The following is a 15,863-nucleotide window of genomic DNA, read 5'->3' on the forward strand; positions in this document are numbered from 1 at the left end:
CTTTTTCAAGTTGTAAATAAATATTTTTCTCTTTGCCTGAATACCATACGATAGTTCAAAGATCGAAACAACTTTAATTCCTCTGACTCGAAACGTTCCTTATATGCCATATTCAACATCCTTCCCATCTAATAATTCAATAGTACCTGAGCGGAGAAAAGATTGCGTGAATATTATGTTAACAAATTTAGTTTTCACGATAGGAAAAGTTTGAATTATCGTATAAAATATAAAATATTACAAAGTTGTGAACAAGGGGAAAAAGACTATGGTGCAAACGGCAATTACACAAGAAACCATTCTATCACTTAAAAATAAGATCCTTGCTTTATATGAATATCTTATTGAACAAGGTGATACGGAGAACGCAGAAAAAACAAAGCAGTTAGCAAAGAAACTGCAAAATAAGGAGTTTATGATTGCATTTTGCGGTCACTTTTCAGCTGGAAAATCAACGATGATTAACAAAGTGGTCGGAGAAAACTTGCTGCCATCGAGCCCGATTCCCACCTCTGCGAACCTTGTAAAGGTAAAGTCAGGTGAAGAATATGCGAAGGTTTTTTTCAAAAATGACAAGCCGCGGGTGTATTTGGCACCATACGATTATGAATTAGTAAAGAATTACTGCAAGGATGGCGACCAAATTGAGGAAATCGAAATCAGCCATGCAGACTCACAGTTGCCGCCTAATACGGTTATTATGGATACACCTGGAATCGATTCTGCAGATGACGCACACAAGGTCGCAACAGAATCAGCTATTCACCTGGCAGATTTAGTTTTATACGTGATGGATTATAACCATGTCCAAGCAGAGCTGAACTTTTTATTCACAAAAGAGTTAACGGAAGCAGGAAAAGAAGTTTATCTCGTTATTAATCAAGTTGATAAGCATAAAGACGAAGAGCTCTCATTCCGCCAATTTCAAGATAGCGTCACGGATTCATTTGCTGCATGGGGAGTCAAGCCAGCGCGTATCTTTTATACGTCATTAAAGTACCAAGACCATAAACTAAATGAATTTAATGATCTAAAAACATTTATTGCACAAAAATTGCAGAATAAGGACCAACTACTACAGCAGTCCATTTTTCATTCGCTGAAGAAAATAGCACAAGATCATCTTGATCAAGAACGTAATAAAAGGGATGAAGAACTTCAGCCAATTTTTGAAGTATTAAATGAGCTGCCTGAGGAAGAAAAACAGCAATTAACACAAACCTATCAATCCATCAGCTCCAACCTAAAAACTCTTGAAAAAGGCGTCGAGGAAACAGAAAAAGAAATGGACCATGAAATAACAAAGATTTTAAACAATGCTTATTTAATGCCTTTTCAAACAAGAGAATTAGCTGAAAGCTTTCTTGAAGCCGCACAGCCAGAATTTAAGGTAGGTTTTCTTTTCTCCAAACAAAAAACACTGGAGGAAAAGAATGCACGGCTGGATCGGCTGTACCAGGACCTTCAGGAAAGAACAAAATCACAGCTTGAATGGCACCTGCGTGAATATCTAATCGCGACTTTAAAGAACAATAGTTTAGATGAACAAGAGCTGCAGAATAAGGCACAATCGTTTTCTATTGACGTACCGATCGATTTAATTGTTCAAACGGTTAAGCAAGGAGCCAGGGTTTCTGGTGAATATGTGCTTCATTACACAGAGGACTTGGCGAACGGAATTAAAAAAATTGCACGAGAGGGTATTTTAGATTTTAAACATGCTCTCATGCCTGTATTAGCGGAAAAAACAGCTACTTTGACTGAAATGTATGAAGAAGAGTTTAAAAGTATTGAAAAATATGTTAGCGCACTTTCTGAAAAGTCCAATTTTGAAGAAGAAACAGCAAGAAAAGAAGCTGCCGTGGGCATGTTGTTAAGTGAATCAAAGGAAATCATTATCGACGATCACATGCTATTTCATCAAGAGGAAGAAGAGGCTGAAGTTATACATGGGCAGTCTCTTCCAGCGACAACGGGCGTTGGAAAGAGCAAGCCACTGCCATCTGTCACTCACGTAGAAAACGCTATAACCAAGCAAAATGAAACGGAAAAAGCAAGAAGTCATTTACAAAGCATGGTAGCTCGATTAGATCAATCTGCAAAGCTTATTGAGAGTCTGCCCGGTTTTAAAAAGCTTGCGAAGGAATTAGAAGACAAAGCTGACAGATTGGCGCACAAAGGATTTACTGTTGCTTTATTTGGCGCATTTAGTGCCGGAAAGTCTTCTTTTGCAAATGCTCTCATGGGGGAAAAAGTACTTCCTGTATCGCCTAATCCGACAACTGCGGCGATTAATAAAATTAAGCCTGTAACCGATCAATATCAGCATGGCACGGTGCTGGTCAAATTTAAGGAAGAAAGCGCCATGCTCGAGGACGTAAACCGTTCTTTGAAGTTATTTGATCTGCAAACATCTGCCTTAGAAGGCGCTGCAAAAGAAATAGATAAGGTCATGCTTGAAAAAGGGCAGGAAGGAATAGCGGAAAAGACACACTATGCATTTTTACAGGCATTTAAAAAGGGCTTTCTCCTCCATGGAAAGCAACTCGGAACAGTCCTGCAAACTGACTTAAACGAATTTGCTGATTTCGTGGCGCTAGAAGAAAAGTCGTGCTTTGTTGAATGGATTGAGCTGTACTATGATTGTGAATTGACTCGCAAAGGGATTACCCTCGTTGATACACCAGGGGCTGACTCAATTAATGCCCGCCATACGGGAGTAGCATTTGATTATATTAAGAATTCTGACGCGATTTTGTTCGTTACGTATTATAACCACGCCTTTTCAAAAGCGGACAGGGAGTTTTTAATCCAGCTCGGCCGAGTAAAGGAATCCTTCCAGCTCGATAAAATGTTCTTTATTATTAACGCGATTGACTTAGCTGAAAATGAAGAAGAGAAGGAAACAGTTACGGAATATGTAACGGAGCAATTAATAAAATATGGGATCCGGAAACCACACCTCTATCCATTATCTAGTTTGCAGGCCCTAAAGGAAAAATTAGAACCAAACACAGATGTAATGTCGGGCATGGGGAATTTTGAAGGGGATTTCTATCATTTTATTTCAAATGATTTAACGGAAATGGCTCTTACATCAGCAGGTAACGAATTAAATCGTGTTTATGAATTAGTAGGAAAACTAATTGATAATTCGAAAGAAGACCAATCTGTTAAGGACAAAAAACGTACTGAAATTGAAAAACAAAAAGCGATGATTAAAGCTTTATTGGAAAAGCAAATACCAGATGGTTTACAAAAAAGAATAACCCAGGAGGGTGAAGAACTTCTTTATTATATTAAACAAAGAGTATTCCTCCGGTTTGGTGACTTTTTTAAAGAATCCTTTAATCCTGCTTTGTTAAGAGATGACGGAAGAAATTTAAAGAAGGCGTTACAATCAGCTTTGGATGAGCTATTAGAAAGTCTAGGCTTTGATTTTGCTCAAGAGCTCCGGGCAACAACCGTCAGACTAGACTCTTTTGCTGGAAAAGTTTTAGCGGATTATTTTACTGGCCTGACTCGAAGCATGAAGGAAATAAATAAAGACTTATCATTTTCACCTTTTGAGATGAAACATGAAGAGGAAATTGAGTTTCCCTTAGCTTTCAGTGATTTAAATAAACAGCTGTTTACAAAAGCACTGTCTTATTTTAAAAATCCAAAATCCTTTTTTGAAAAAAATGAAAAGAAGAATATGAGTGATGAGCTGTATCAAGTTTTAAATGTCCCTGCAGATGATTATCTGAAATCTGAAGGTCAAAAATTAGCTGAATATTACTCCGGTATTGTGTCCGGCCAATTTGAACAATTAATCACCGGAATAGAGCAGCAGGCAGACGATTTTTATTTAAGTCTTCTTACCGCCTTAGATGGCGGGGTATCCATCGATAAATTACAAGAAGTATACAAAAAACTTGAAGAGTCTAAGTATTAATTCATTGGGGGGATGGCTATGAATCAAATAATCGACAAAGAATGGCTGTTAAAAAACTTAAATGAGCAAAATGTCCGTATTGTGGACTGCACTTTTTCTTTAGCCGACCCTCAAAAAGGCAGACAGGAGTATGAAAACAATCATATTCCTGGTGCTTGTTATTTTGATCTTAATGTAGATTTATCAGGCGAGGTCGCTGAACACGGCGGCCGGCACCCAATGCCTGACCTCGATGCGCTTATTCATAAACTTGAACTTGCAGGTATTGATGAAAACACAACAGTAATCTCTTATGATCAGGGTGAAGGTGCGTATGCTGCGAGGTTTTGGTGGCTGCTCCAATACCTTGGACATGAAAAAGTTTTTGTTTTGAATGGTGGCTTTAAGGGCTGGCGTGAAGGTAACTACCCGGTAACATCAGAGGTTCCAACTTTTAACAAAACTACCTTCCAGCCTGCTATTAATCATGGCCTGCTTGCAAGTATGGCAGAAGTTAAGGCAGTGGCGGATGGACAGAATTCTAACATAGTCTTGATTGATTCGAGAGAAGAAAGACGCTATTTGGGTTTAGAGGAACCCATTGATAAAAAAGCCGGGCGGATCCCTGGCGCAATTAATAGGCCATGGTTCGAGGGACTTAATGCAGGCTATTATAAGCCGTCAGAGATACAAAAACAACGGTTCTCAGAGATTAATCCTGAAAAAGAAATCATTGTTTACTGTGGGTCGGGCGTTACGGCTGCACCCAATTTTCTAGCATTAAAGGAAGCAGGGTTTGAAAAGGTAAAACTTTACTTGGGAAGTTTTAGCGACTGGATTTCCTATCAAGAAAACAAAATTGAGTAGGTTTTTATGCTATAATAGAAATCGTGTTGTTTTTAAATGATCGGAGGTCAAAACATTGGAAAATCAAAAACCTTCACTTATGCTAGTTGATGGAATGGCGCTGTTATTTCGTGCATTTTACGCTACGGCTGTAACAGGTCAGTTTATGATAAACTCAAAAGGAATTCCGACAAATGGGATTCACGGCTTTATTAAACATTTATTTACTGCCGTTTCTTCTTTTAAACCATCCCACGTGGCAGTTTGCTGGGATATGGGAAGTAAAACATTTCGCTCTGAATTATTTGACGCCTATAAAGGCAATCGGAGTGAAGCACCAATCGAGTTAATCCCTCAATTTGACTTAGTTAAAGAAGTAGTTGCAGCTTTTGACATCCCTAACATTGGGTTAGCGGGCTATGAAGCGGATGACTGTATCGGAACAATTGCGTCTCAAGCTAAGGAGCACGCACATGTTTCCATTTTAACTGGAGACCAGGATATCCTTCAGCTTTTGGATGAAAGTATTTCGGTCATTTTATTGAAAAAAGGCTATGGGAATTACCTTGTTCATACTCCTGATACCTTCTTTGAGGAGAAAGGAATCAAACCGCGCCAAATGATCGATTTAAAAGCTTTAATGGGAGATCCTAGTGATAACTATCCTGGAGTAAAGGGAATTGGTGAAAAAACCGCTCTTAAGCTTTTAAAGGAATTTGAGCATGTTGAGGGAATTATATCGAATCTTAATCGTCTTTCAAATTCTCATAAAACAAAAATCGAGCAGGATTTAGAAATGCTTCACTTATCACGCATGCTTGCAGAAATTAAGTGTGACGTCCCTGTAACGTGTGACCTTACTGAGGCTGGACTGAAGATTGAGAAAGAAAAAGCTATGAATAAATTAAATGAACTAGAACTTCGCGGCTTGCAGCGTCTGCTGCCGCTTGAAGCATCGTTTGTTTCCTAAATCCGAGGCTGTCCCAACTAGGGACAGCCTCCTTCCGTATAATTCACTTATTAAGCGTCGGGATTTTTTTATTGAAAGATGCGAGAAATATTAATAAATAGGCTTTCATTTCGTTGGTGAGAATATATTGGTGACTCCGGAGAAAAAACTATTGATAATGCTTTTTAATAGGATAATCGCTAAAATGCAATTATAATATAAATGATGATAGGAAATTGACTGAAAAATAGGGGAGCCGGTGTTGCCGGTTGAGAGGTTATCCATGAGATAATGACCCTTTGAACCTGATCTGGTTAACACCAGCGGAGGGAACATATTTAACAAAACGATCTTTGTTAGTGTGCGCCCATGCTTAAAACTAGGGCGCTTTTTTATTTTTAAAAACGTCCTTTTAAGTAAAAAAACGTGAAATGTTATCCAAGCCTATTTCCTGCAAATTACATAAAAGAGGATGATGAGAGTGAAGACATGGTTTAGTTTGTTACTATCTGTCTTATTAATTACAGGCTGTGGTACAAATACTAAGGAAAATTCACAGGGAAGTGAGCAAGAGAATAAAAAGAACCTAGAAAAAGTTACGGTTGTATTAGATTGGACACCAAACACGAACCATACAGGGTTATATGTTGCGAAGGAAAAAGGTTATTTTAAAGAAGAAGGACTTGATGTCAATATTATTATGCCGGGTGAAGCGGGTGCTGACCAATTAGTTGCATCCGGAAAATCACAATTTGGAGTTGGCTATCAAGAAGGTGTAACACAGGCTCGGATTCAAGGTGTCCCGCTTGTCTCAATTGCGGCTGTAATTCAGCATAATACATCTGGATTCGCCTCTCCTGCAGATAAAAACATTATTACGCCAAAGGATTTTGCGGGTAAAACATATGGCGGTTGGGGATCACCTGCAGAAAAATCTGTAATCGATTCATTAATGAAAACAGAAAATGCCGATGTTGAGAAGGTGAAAATTATCAATATTGGAGACACGGATTTCTTTACCGCGGTTAAAAAAGATATTGATTTTGCTTGGATATATTATGGGTGGACCGGAGTTGAGGCAGAGCTGCGCGGTGAGAAGATAAACATGGTATATTTAACAGACTACTCAGAAAAACTAGATTATTACACCCCAGTATTAACAACAAATGAAAAAATGATTTCAGAAAATCCTGACACGGTAAAAGCATTTGTAAAAGCAGCTGCTAAAGGGTATGAATTTGCTATCGAAAACCCAGATGATGCAGCAGATATTTTATTAAAGGCTGCGCCAGATTTAGATCCAGAGCTTGTAAAAAAGAGTCAAGAATGGTTAGCGCCTAAATACCAGGATGACGCACCTCGCTGGGGTGAACAAAAGCTTGAGGTTTGGGAGAACTATGCTTCCTGGATGTATGAAAATGGATTACTAGAAAAAGAATTAGAAGCTAAAAAGGCTTTTACGAATGAGTTCTTACCAGAATAGGAGGGGTAATTATGGCAAATGCACTAGTCAGTATACAAATCATCCCGAAGCCGTCTGATGGTGGAGATGTGATTCCTTATGTGGACGAAGCAATTCGAGTGATCGATGAGTCCGGGGTAAAATATGAGGTCCATCCGTTAGAGACAACAATGGAAGGCGATATATCCCATTTGTTTTCAATCATTGAAAAAATGAACGAACGGATGATGGAAATGGGCAGTAAAAATGTGATTTCTCAAATAAAAGTCCTTTACCAGCCTACAGGTATTACATTGGAAACCCTGACGGAAAAATATCGATGAACTATTTAATTAGTAAAGGATGGAGACCGATTGCGGTTCTCCTTCTTTTGTTCATTTTATGGGAAATCATTGTAAAGTTAACGAAAGTACCTGATTGGCTCTTACCTGCACCTACAATGATAGTGAATGAGATTATTTCAGGTTGGACGTCGTTTTATCCAGATTTAGTCTCAACATCGAAAATTGCGGTCGAGGGGTTTTTGGTAGGGACGACAGTTGGATTGGTTGTTGCTGTCTCGCTGCATTTGGTCCCTTGGATCCGAGACTCAGTGTACCCGTTGCTTATATTATCGCAAAATGTTCCGATTATTGTCCTCGCCCCCCTGCTCGTCATATGGTTTGGATTTGGATTATTACCTAAAATAATTGTAATTACCCTTACCTGTTTTTTCCCAATCACTGTGGCAGCTTTAGACGGTTTTAAACAAGTTCCATATTCCCATAAACATTATATGTTGATGGCTGGGGCTGGCAAGTCTCAATTGTTTTGGAAGCTGGAATGGCCATATGCACTCCCATCCATTTTTTCGGGCTTAAAAATTTCAGCAACTTATAGTGTTATGGGGGCTGTCATTTCTGAATGGCTCGGAGCGGAAAAAGGAATTGGTGTTTATATGACCTTAGCGTCTTCTTCATTTAGGACAGACAAGGTATTCGTTGCCATTCTATCGATTATGGTATTAAGTCTCTTATTTTTTGCAGTTATAGTTGCAGCCGAAAAGTATTTCATTCGTTGGCAAAGCAAGGGAGGCAGCGTGGAGTGAGTCATTTACTGGTTGATCACATTGTAAAAAGTTTTGGACCAAATGAGGTTCTTTCAGATTTATCTTTTTCGATTGAAAAAGAAGAGTTTGTTACCATTATCGGTCCATCCGGAAGTGGAAAAAGTACAATTTTTAACTTAATTGGCGGGATAATGACTCCCGATAAAGGAGTTATTCAGCTTGAGGGGAATAATATTATTGGAAAACGCGGCTCGATAAGTTTTATGCCGCAAACGCCATCCCTCCTGCCCTGGCGGACTGTTTTACAAAATGTATTGCTCGGAGCTGAACTGCAGGGGAAAAAGGACCGTGATAAAGCGATCGAAATGCTTCATAAAGCAGGTCTTGCTGATTATATACATGCTCGTCCGGAGGAGCTTTCCGGAGGTATGAAGCAGCGTGTCGCGTTTATACGAGCCCTGCTAAGTCCACAATCACTCATTTGTCTTGATGAGCCATTTTCGGCGCTTGATGAATTAACAAGATTAGATATGCAAAAATGGCTTCTTTCTATTTGGGAGGATTTTCGACGGACCGTGCTGTTTGTTACTCATTCGATAGAAGAAGCATTGTTTCTATCGGATAGGATCATTGTGATATCCGCAAAGCCAACTAAAGTTGTAGCAGAATTCGAGGTCCCATTCAACCGCCCGCGGGATGAAAGCTTGTTTTTAGATGAGAAATTTCTAAAATGGAAGAGGACTGTTACTTATTCATTAAAAAACGTAGGAAGTGACAACGATGGAGAAGCTAATAGACGCACATATTCATTTAGATCAATATGATGACATTGAAATTGCTGCGCTAGCTGAGGAGAACGAAGCCATTGAAGCAATGGTTTCAGTTTCGATGAATCTGGATTCCTGTAAAAGGAATTTAGTTTTATCGGAACGATTTCCTATCGTAAAACCAGCATTTGGTTTTCACCCTGAGCAGCTTCTGCCAACAGAAAAGGATCTTGATGAACTCATAAACTGGATGAGAGTTAACAAAGACAAAATGGTTGCTATAGGAGAAGTAGGGCTGCCTTTTTTTATGAGGGCAGAAAATAAAGTCACAAAAAAAGATTATGGCCGCTATATTGAATTGCTTGAAATATTTGTGAATCTAGCAAAAAAATGGGAAAAGCCTCTCTCTCTTCATGCGGTTTATTCAGATGCCCCGGTTGTTTGTGATCTTCTCGAAAAACATTCTGTTCCTAAGGCTCATTTTCACTGGTTTAAAGGGGATCTACGGACAACCGAGAGAATGCTGGCAAACGGATACTTTGTTTCAGTTACTCCAGAGGTTGCCATGGAAGAACCTGAAAACATCACTTTAGTTCAAAATTATCCGATTAATCAAATCATGGTTGAAACTGATGGTCCATGGCCCTTTGAAGGTCAATTTATGGGAAAAAGGACACACCCTCTTATGATGAAGGAGTCGCTTAAAAAAATAGCGGAAATCAAAGGTATGAAATTTGAGGATATAAACACGCAAATTCGAAACAATACGAAAAGATTTTTTAACATATGATTTATTGGATATATAACATATTTCTTTATTCAAAGGGTAAATGTTTAGATCCTATAGCCAGAGGCTGTCCCAAAGATGGGACAGCCATTTCCATTTTTATTTAGTGTTGCTTTTTTTAGCAGCATTTTCTAATTTACTTTTAGGATCTTCTGTCATTTCTGCGTCCTGACCATAGCCCTGTGGATTCACTCCAGGTGCCTTGACACCGCGATTTCTTGAACCGTGTTTACTCACCGCTGTTCACCTCCCATTTTTTTAGTATTTCCACGTGAGAATAATAAAACTCAACTTTCTAAACAATAAAGATAAGAGGTGATTTAAATGAACAAAGGTGTTTATTTAGCCCTATCGAGTATTGCTTTAGCACAAGGCTTAAAGATCCCCATTCATTACTATAAAAAGAAAGAATGGCGCCCAGACCTCTTTTTCCAAACGGGTGGAATGCCAAGCTCCCATTCAGCGGGGGTTTCTACATTAACCACCTATATTGCTTTACAACGCGGGCTGCCAACATTTGATTTTGCCCTGTCCCTAGTTTACGGGCTGATTGTTATGTATGACGCTCAAGGTATTCGACGGCAAACGGGTGAACTTACCTTAAAGGTAAATTCCATGCATGATTTAATGGAAAAAGTAGATAAAGAAGAAAGCGTAGAATTTGAACAAGAATCTCCCAAAAAGTTGAAGGAAATGTTAGGACATCAGCCTGAAGAAGTAATCGGCGGTGCGCTCCTTGGGGCATTAGTAGGAGTAGTTGGGCATATATGCACAAAAAATAGTAGAAAAATGTCGAATTTTAAGTTAAAATCGGATAGAAGATGGTTTTAGATTGCTTGGAGAGGGATGGAGAAGCCAGTGCGGACAGTTGATGAGTACTTGCATTACTTGGAAGGAAAAGGTTTTCAATTTCAAGAGGATGCAATCGGTTTTATTTATTTCGGGAAACACTACACGAATGCTTCCGATGAATTAATTAATTCTGCAATAGAGATTACATTAAAAGCCCAGAAAACCTTTGATGGCAGCTTTTATGTGTCATTATTAGAAACCCTTGTTTCGAGCAAAATACAAACAAGAAATGCGGCCCTAAAGTTTGTTAAGGAAAGAGAATTAGTGGCTATATAAGTAAAAAAAATCCTCCATTAAAGGAGGATTTTTTTCTTACCCTTGAACGCTCTTGTTTTTTCTAAGCAAAGGAAATTTATTTGCAGGAAGCTCTGCAAAAATCATTCCTGCAAAAATAAGAAGGCAGCCAAATAGTGCACTAACAGATAAGCGTTCATCAGCCCAGTAATAACCAGCAATAGCTGCAAATACAGGCTCCGTTGCGAATATTAACGCCACTCTTGTGGCAGTTGTGTATTTTTGAAAATTTGTTTGAATCAAAAAAGCTAATGCCGTAGCTAACACACTGGTGATCATTAAAGCAACAATGACATCCTTCGAAAGCAAAATTTCTACATTAAATGATTTTCTCCAATCTTCAAATATAAACACTGAAAGGATAGATAAAACCGCCACCGTAGAAATTTGTATTACGGTTAACAATAAGGTTGGATATTTGTTCGAAAACTTTCCCGTGAATATAATTTGAAGAGCAAAGCTAATCGCACAAATGAACACTAGACCATCGCCGATATTTAAAGACGAAACATCTGTCATTGTCAGCAGAAATAAGCCAACAGTTGCAATCGAAACTCCGATTACGGCATTTCTGCTTGGAAATTGTTTTAATAAAAACATTGAAAAAAGTGGGACGAAGATGACACTTAACCCAGTAATAAACCCGGCTTTAGAAGTGGTTGTATATAATAAACCGATGGTTTGAGTGGCGTAGCCAAGGAATAGCCAGAAACCAATAAATAAACCGGACGCCAGCATTTTTAAATTCAGTAAAGCAATCTGCTTTCGTTCAAAGAGAAATAGCCATAATATAAGCATAACTGCTGCAGCTAGAAAGCGGATTCCATTAAAGGAAAATGGATCGAGCAAACTAATCGCATTTTGAACAAGAACAAAGGTTGTACCCCAAATAAATGTGACGAATAATAAGCTAATATCTGCAAATATAGGCTTTCTCATGAAGATTACTCTTCCTCCAAAGTATTTTTTCGGATTGCAATACGCGCTAATTCATCCGCTGTTTTATTTTCAATGCTTGGTATCCATTTCATAAAAAATAAATCAAAATGTTTGGAAAGTTGTAATGCGTTATCCAGTAACGGGGCATACAATTTGTTTTTGACAAATTCCTTCTCAACACCTTTATTTACCAAATCTGAATCAGTTCGAAAGGATACAAGGGAATGTGAATAACCTTTTTCTAAGCAGATTTCTAGCGCTTTTATAAAGGCATGATATTCTGCCTCATGATTAGACATGATTCCGAGTGGAATAGAATATTTTTCCGCTGTCCCATTCCCTTTAATAAATATTCCAGCACCGCTTGGCCCTGGGTTACCAGCACTGGCACCGTCGATATATACCTCAATCAAAGCAGACCCTCCAGTTTCATAATAATTGAAAGTTTATCATAATCTAACACAAAACGCAGGAAATATATTTTTCCTATTTCTACTTTGTTGATGTGGGTATGCTAAGATTAGATGTTTTAACATATTGTAAGAAAGTGCCAGCTGTAAATCTTACTTTTCAACTCAGAAATTTTTTAAGGAAGGTTGAAAATCATGAAATATAAACTTGAATGGAATTATAAAACGGGAAAAAATGAAAAAATACAATTTACTTCTGATTGGATATCAACCGATTTGGCAATACAAGCTGGTGAAGAGCTTGAAAAACTAGGAAAAGCAAGTGATATCTACTTTTATGACGAAGTAGGTACATCGTGGATTTTAAAAGAGCTGAAAAAGCTAGTCACTGAAATTGAAGATGACCCTCATGAAATTACCGTTTATTTTGATGGTGGTTTTCAAAAGGAAACTAATACTGCTGGTCTTGGCGTGGTTATCTTCTTTAAACAAGGGAAAAAGAAATATCGTATACGGGCGAACGAGATGTTCAATGAGATGGAAACAAATAATGAAGCTGAATACGCTGCTTTTTATTATGCATTAACGATTTTGGAGGAATTAGGTGTTCATCATCTGCCATGTGAATTCAAAGGAGATTCTCAGGTCGTGTTAAAGCAGTTGGAGGGTGAATGGCCATGTTATGAGGACGTACTCAATGCATGGCTCGATAGGATAGAAGAAAAAATTAAATCACTATCTCTTACACCAAAGTACACGCCTATTCCAAGGAATGACAATAAAGAAGCAGACAAATTGGCGACACAGGCGTTAGAGGGGAAAGAAATTTTCGCTAAGACACAAATCATTTAAGAACGGGGTGCCGTAAACTCATGAAAAATTCAAGCAGAAAAGAACTGTTTAATCATGTTGAAACCCTATTGGCTCATTATTGTAATGGCTGCTTTGTGCATCAGCAGTTTAAACAAGAAGGCGGCAGGAGGTTTGCGCATCGCTTTTGTATTTCACAATGTACAGTAGGGGAAAGGCTGCAAGAATATGGGAAAAGGCTGACATGAATAGCAGTTCTCAGCTGTGGAATTGTTCAATGAGGAATTACCATCTAGGTGCCTGAGAAAAAAATAAAAAAAGGCTGGGGTTTTACGCCAGCCTTTGGTTGTGTTTGATGATTATAGTTTTACTACGTTAGCCGCTTGTGGTCCACGGTTTCCTTCAACGATTTCGAAAGAAACTTCTTGGCCTTCTTCTAAAGACTTGAAACCTTCGCCAGTGATTGCACTGAAGTGTACAAATACATCGTCTCCGCCTTCAACTTCGATAAAACCGAAACCTTTTTCATTGTTGAACCATTTTACTTTACCGTTTTGCATCTACTATTTCCTCCTAAGCCTTTCAGGACACCTATAAAAAGTGCCAAAGATAAATATTATCATGACCACAAAGATAATATAATTACTATTCAATTAATGATACATGACGCTTTTAATATACATGAATATTTTTGGGCAGTCAAGGAAAGTAAGCGCTTTTTTACCCAGTAAATTGTATTATCATGCAATATTCAAAATTAATAAAATCTATCTGAACATAAATTTTTATCAGTCTCATATTCTTATAAAAATGGTTGATAAAGGGTGAGGAGTATGTACCGATTTTCGATTGAGGGAGATGAATGGATTTTAAGATTCTCGCCACAAATTTACATCGAAGCTGAAGAAAAACAAGTTGTCTTGATGTCATTGCTTCAAATCGGAAATGATTTATCATCTTATTCACATGGTGATGCCTTTCTTATGTTTACAAAGAAGATAGGTGCGATTGTTTTTGACGTTGAAAGAATTCCATCATTTATATTAACCGTATCTAACATTATTCCAGAAGAAAATTGGTATATGCAGGATTCAAACTTAAAACTTATACAATAATGAATGGAAATAGGTGGTCAGAAGTGACCACCCATTTTTGTCATGAAACAGACAAATTTTATTGCTTTACGAATTGCCATGCATTCTGTATCTTAAGATTATCCTCATCAAACTCTAACAATCCATAACCAGGACAGAAAAACTTATTTTTAAATAAATATGTACAAGGCAGCTTATCATCTCCATCAAAGAAAGTTGGTGTGTCTCCGTCTAAATAAAAAGTATATACCATTTCTCCTTGTTGATAATCCCCGAAAAAAGATGTAATCGTGTCTGAATTCAGCTTTGTTAATGGCTCTATAATTTTTTTACTAGGTGATCCGTTCACCATTAAATAATCGGGGTGATTTATTAATCCTATTGATACCTGAACCTCTTCATTATCGTCGACCCCAACAATATGATCATCTGTCAAACAACGGATTGAAAAATTACGTCCATTATGAATGATACAAGGATCCTGATTAATTTCGATAGTGAGTAATCCAGATTTAGCATTTAAATAGTTTCCGCAGGATGCCTTGATTATGTCCAAATTCGGTTCGCTCCATGATTGTTTCTCTTCACTAAGTGATACAAGTTGCTTCAAAATTTCCTCGACTATCTCCCATCCAACATTATTGCTCGCAGCAGTAAAAACGCCGATATTATGTTCTGGAATTAAGACGATGAACGAGCGGTAAGTACCGATTCCACCACTATGCCACCAATAGTTAATGCCTTTATCAAATTCTTTAATCCAACTCAATCCAATAGAGCTTTCTGGTAGGGTATACCGATTAGCCTGCAAGCTAAATATCTCTTGAAATGACTCTTTACTTAGAAATTTTTTCCCATTGTATCTTCCATAAGATAAATACATCTGTCCGAAATTAGTCATGTCTGCTGTATTGGATATACAGAAGAATGAACCATGGCAGGCCGCGTTTTCAGGAAATGAATGATCCACTCTGAAAGAACCCTCGTCTGACTTTTCATGTTGTAGAGCTATAGGATAGGTCATGGCTTTTAACGGGTCATACATACTTCTGTTCATCTCAAGAGGGGTGAAAATTTCATCATTCATGAGCTGAGCAAACCTTTTTCCTGCAACTCTTTCAGCAACATATGCTGCAAGATTGATAGAATGGTTTCCATATGAATACATCGTATTTGGCGGCGCAACAAAAGAAAGATTAGGAACCTCTTCTCTTACATATTTCTCAAGGGCGTCGTTGTCTTTGCTTCCGAAAAGGTCACCGCCATCAGGCAGTCCTGCAGTATGAGATAGTAACATACGTAAGGTGGTGATTTCTACTGCGCCAGTAAAACTAAGCTTTAACTCAGGTACAGACTCTTTTATCGGACGATCTAATTCTAGTAAACCTTGTTGTACAAGCTTTATGATTAATGTTGCGGTAAGCGTTTTACTGACTGATCCAATTCGAAATAAAGTAGCAGGAGTGATGTCAACGCCTTGTTCCTCGGTGTTTGTAGATCCGTATCCTTTCTGAAATATCACCTCTGAATCAGTAAATATTGAAACTGCAAAACCTGGAGCTTTTTCTAATAAACTTACAGCTAAAGAATTAATCTTTTCAAAATTCAACATCTTTTTGTACCTCTTGTTATAGTATGAAAAATTTACCAAATAGAGTTCTATTATATAATGAGTCAATCTATTGATCT

18 protein-coding genes and 1 riboswitch are annotated in these 15,863 nt (G+C 38.0%); of the genes, 13 read left to right on the top strand and 5 right to left on the bottom strand.

Features of this window, described 5'->3' with window-relative positions; translation table 11 throughout:
* Positions 1–268 precede the first annotated feature (268 nt).
* The 8 genes from QFZ31_RS30585 to QFZ31_RS30620 all read left to right on the top strand — a co-directional run bounded on the left by QFZ31_RS30585 (position 269) and on the right by QFZ31_RS30620 (position 9,778).
* Positions 269–3,937, top strand: coding sequence for a dynamin family protein (locus QFZ31_RS30585; RefSeq protein WP_307310580.1), 3,669 nt, complete (start codon positions 269–271; stop codon positions 3,935–3,937).
* 18 nt (positions 3,938–3,955) lie between these two features.
* Positions 3,956–4,783, top strand: a complete 828-nt coding sequence (locus tag QFZ31_RS30590) for a sulfurtransferase (RefSeq protein WP_307310583.1) — start codon at positions 3,956–3,958, stop codon at positions 4,781–4,783.
* A 55-nt stretch (positions 4,784–4,838) separates the two neighbouring features.
* Positions 4,839–5,732 carry a 5'-3' exonuclease gene (locus tag QFZ31_RS30595; protein WP_307310586.1) on the top strand — a complete coding sequence of 298 codons (894 nt, stop codon included), beginning with the start codon at positions 4,839–4,841 and terminating at the stop codon, positions 5,730–5,732.
* Between the two features lie 218 nt (positions 5,733–5,950).
* Positions 5,951–6,060, top strand: a riboswitch (TPP riboswitch).
* 126 nt (positions 6,061–6,186) lie between these two features.
* Positions 6,187–7,194 carry an ABC transporter substrate-binding protein gene (locus tag QFZ31_RS30600; protein WP_373459943.1) on the top strand — a complete coding sequence of 336 codons (1,008 nt, stop codon included), beginning with the start codon at positions 6,187–6,189 and terminating at the stop codon, positions 7,192–7,194.
* Between the two features lie 11 nt (positions 7,195–7,205).
* Complete coding sequence (locus QFZ31_RS30605) at positions 7,206–7,496, top strand: MTH1187 family thiamine-binding protein (RefSeq protein ID WP_306073612.1); 291 nt, start codon at positions 7,206–7,208, stop codon at positions 7,494–7,496.
* Positions 7,493–8,260 (top strand): ABC transporter permease, encoded by a 768-nt coding sequence (locus QFZ31_RS30610; RefSeq protein WP_307310592.1) that lies wholly within the window; start codon positions 7,493–7,495, stop codon positions 8,258–8,260. Before QFZ31_RS30605 ends, QFZ31_RS30610 begins: the two co-directional genes overlap by 4 nt.
* Positions 8,257–9,045: an ABC transporter ATP-binding protein gene (locus QFZ31_RS30615; RefSeq protein ID WP_307310595.1), complete on the top strand. Its 789-nt coding sequence runs from the start codon at positions 8,257–8,259 to the stop codon at positions 9,043–9,045. The genes QFZ31_RS30610 and QFZ31_RS30615 overlap by 4 nt, the downstream gene beginning before the upstream one ends.
* Positions 9,002–9,778 (top strand): TatD family hydrolase, encoded by a 777-nt coding sequence (locus QFZ31_RS30620; RefSeq protein ID WP_307310597.1) that lies wholly within the window; start codon positions 9,002–9,004, stop codon positions 9,776–9,778. Before QFZ31_RS30615 ends, QFZ31_RS30620 begins: the two co-directional genes overlap by 44 nt.
* Before the next feature lie 96 nt (positions 9,779–9,874).
* Here QFZ31_RS30620 and sspL read toward each other — a convergent pair whose 3' ends face one another.
* A complete protein-coding gene (sspL, locus tag QFZ31_RS30625; protein WP_034674074.1) occupies positions 9,875–10,012 on the bottom strand; it encodes a small, acid-soluble spore protein L in 138 nt (45 codons plus the stop codon).
* Positions 10,013–10,099: 87 nt separating this feature from the next.
* On the opposite strand from sspL, the gene QFZ31_RS30630 reads away from it, so the two are divergent.
* Positions 10,100–10,606, top strand: a complete 507-nt coding sequence (locus tag QFZ31_RS30630) for a divergent PAP2 family protein (RefSeq protein WP_307310600.1) — start codon at positions 10,100–10,102, stop codon at positions 10,604–10,606.
* Positions 10,607–10,621: 15 nt separating this feature from the next.
* Positions 10,622–10,903 (top strand): DUF6123 family protein, encoded by a 282-nt coding sequence (locus QFZ31_RS30635; RefSeq protein ID WP_218895556.1) that lies wholly within the window; start codon positions 10,622–10,624, stop codon positions 10,901–10,903.
* A 36-nt stretch (positions 10,904–10,939) separates the two neighbouring features.
* On the opposite strand, the gene QFZ31_RS30640 is transcribed toward QFZ31_RS30635, so the two are convergent.
* Both QFZ31_RS30640 and QFZ31_RS30645 read right to left on the bottom strand, forming a co-directional pair.
* Entirely contained in the window at positions 10,940–11,860 is a 921-nt protein-coding gene (locus QFZ31_RS30640; RefSeq protein ID WP_307310605.1) for a DMT family transporter, read from the bottom strand.
* 5 nt (positions 11,861–11,865) lie between these two features.
* Positions 11,866–12,273, bottom strand: a complete 408-nt coding sequence (locus QFZ31_RS30645; protein WP_307310607.1) for a reverse transcriptase-like protein — start codon at positions 12,271–12,273, stop codon at positions 11,866–11,868.
* 192 nt (positions 12,274–12,465) lie between these two features.
* On the opposite strand from QFZ31_RS30645, the gene QFZ31_RS30650 reads away from it, so the two are divergent.
* Positions 12,466–13,122, top strand: a complete 657-nt coding sequence (locus QFZ31_RS30650) for a reverse transcriptase-like protein (protein ID WP_179596259.1) — start codon at positions 12,466–12,468, stop codon at positions 13,120–13,122.
* Positions 13,123–13,142: 20 nt separating this feature from the next.
* Positions 13,143–13,328, top strand: a complete 186-nt coding sequence (locus tag QFZ31_RS30655) for a zinc-finger domain-containing protein (RefSeq protein ID WP_179596258.1) — start codon at positions 13,143–13,145, stop codon at positions 13,326–13,328.
* A 111-nt stretch (positions 13,329–13,439) separates the two neighbouring features.
* On the opposite strand, the gene cspD is transcribed toward QFZ31_RS30655, so the two are convergent.
* Complete coding sequence (gene cspD / locus QFZ31_RS30660) at positions 13,440–13,640, bottom strand: cold-shock protein CspD (protein WP_026563856.1); 201 nt, start codon at positions 13,638–13,640, stop codon at positions 13,440–13,442.
* Between the two features lie 273 nt (positions 13,641–13,913).
* Between cspD and QFZ31_RS30665 the strand changes: the two genes are divergently transcribed.
* Positions 13,914–14,195, top strand: coding sequence for a hypothetical protein (locus tag QFZ31_RS30665; protein WP_307310611.1), 282 nt, complete (start codon positions 13,914–13,916; stop codon positions 14,193–14,195).
* A gap of 58 nt (positions 14,196–14,253) precedes the next feature.
* Here the strand turns inward: QFZ31_RS30665 and QFZ31_RS30670 are convergent, their stop codons facing one another.
* Complete coding sequence (locus QFZ31_RS30670; RefSeq protein WP_307310614.1) at positions 14,254–15,786, bottom strand: serine hydrolase domain-containing protein; 1,533 nt, start codon at positions 15,784–15,786, stop codon at positions 14,254–14,256.
* Positions 15,787–15,863 lie beyond the last annotated feature (77 nt).

It is taken from the genome of Neobacillus niacini, assembly GCF_030817595.1.
Classification (GTDB): Bacteria; Bacillota; Bacilli; order Bacillales; family Cytobacillaceae; genus Neobacillus; species Neobacillus niacini_G.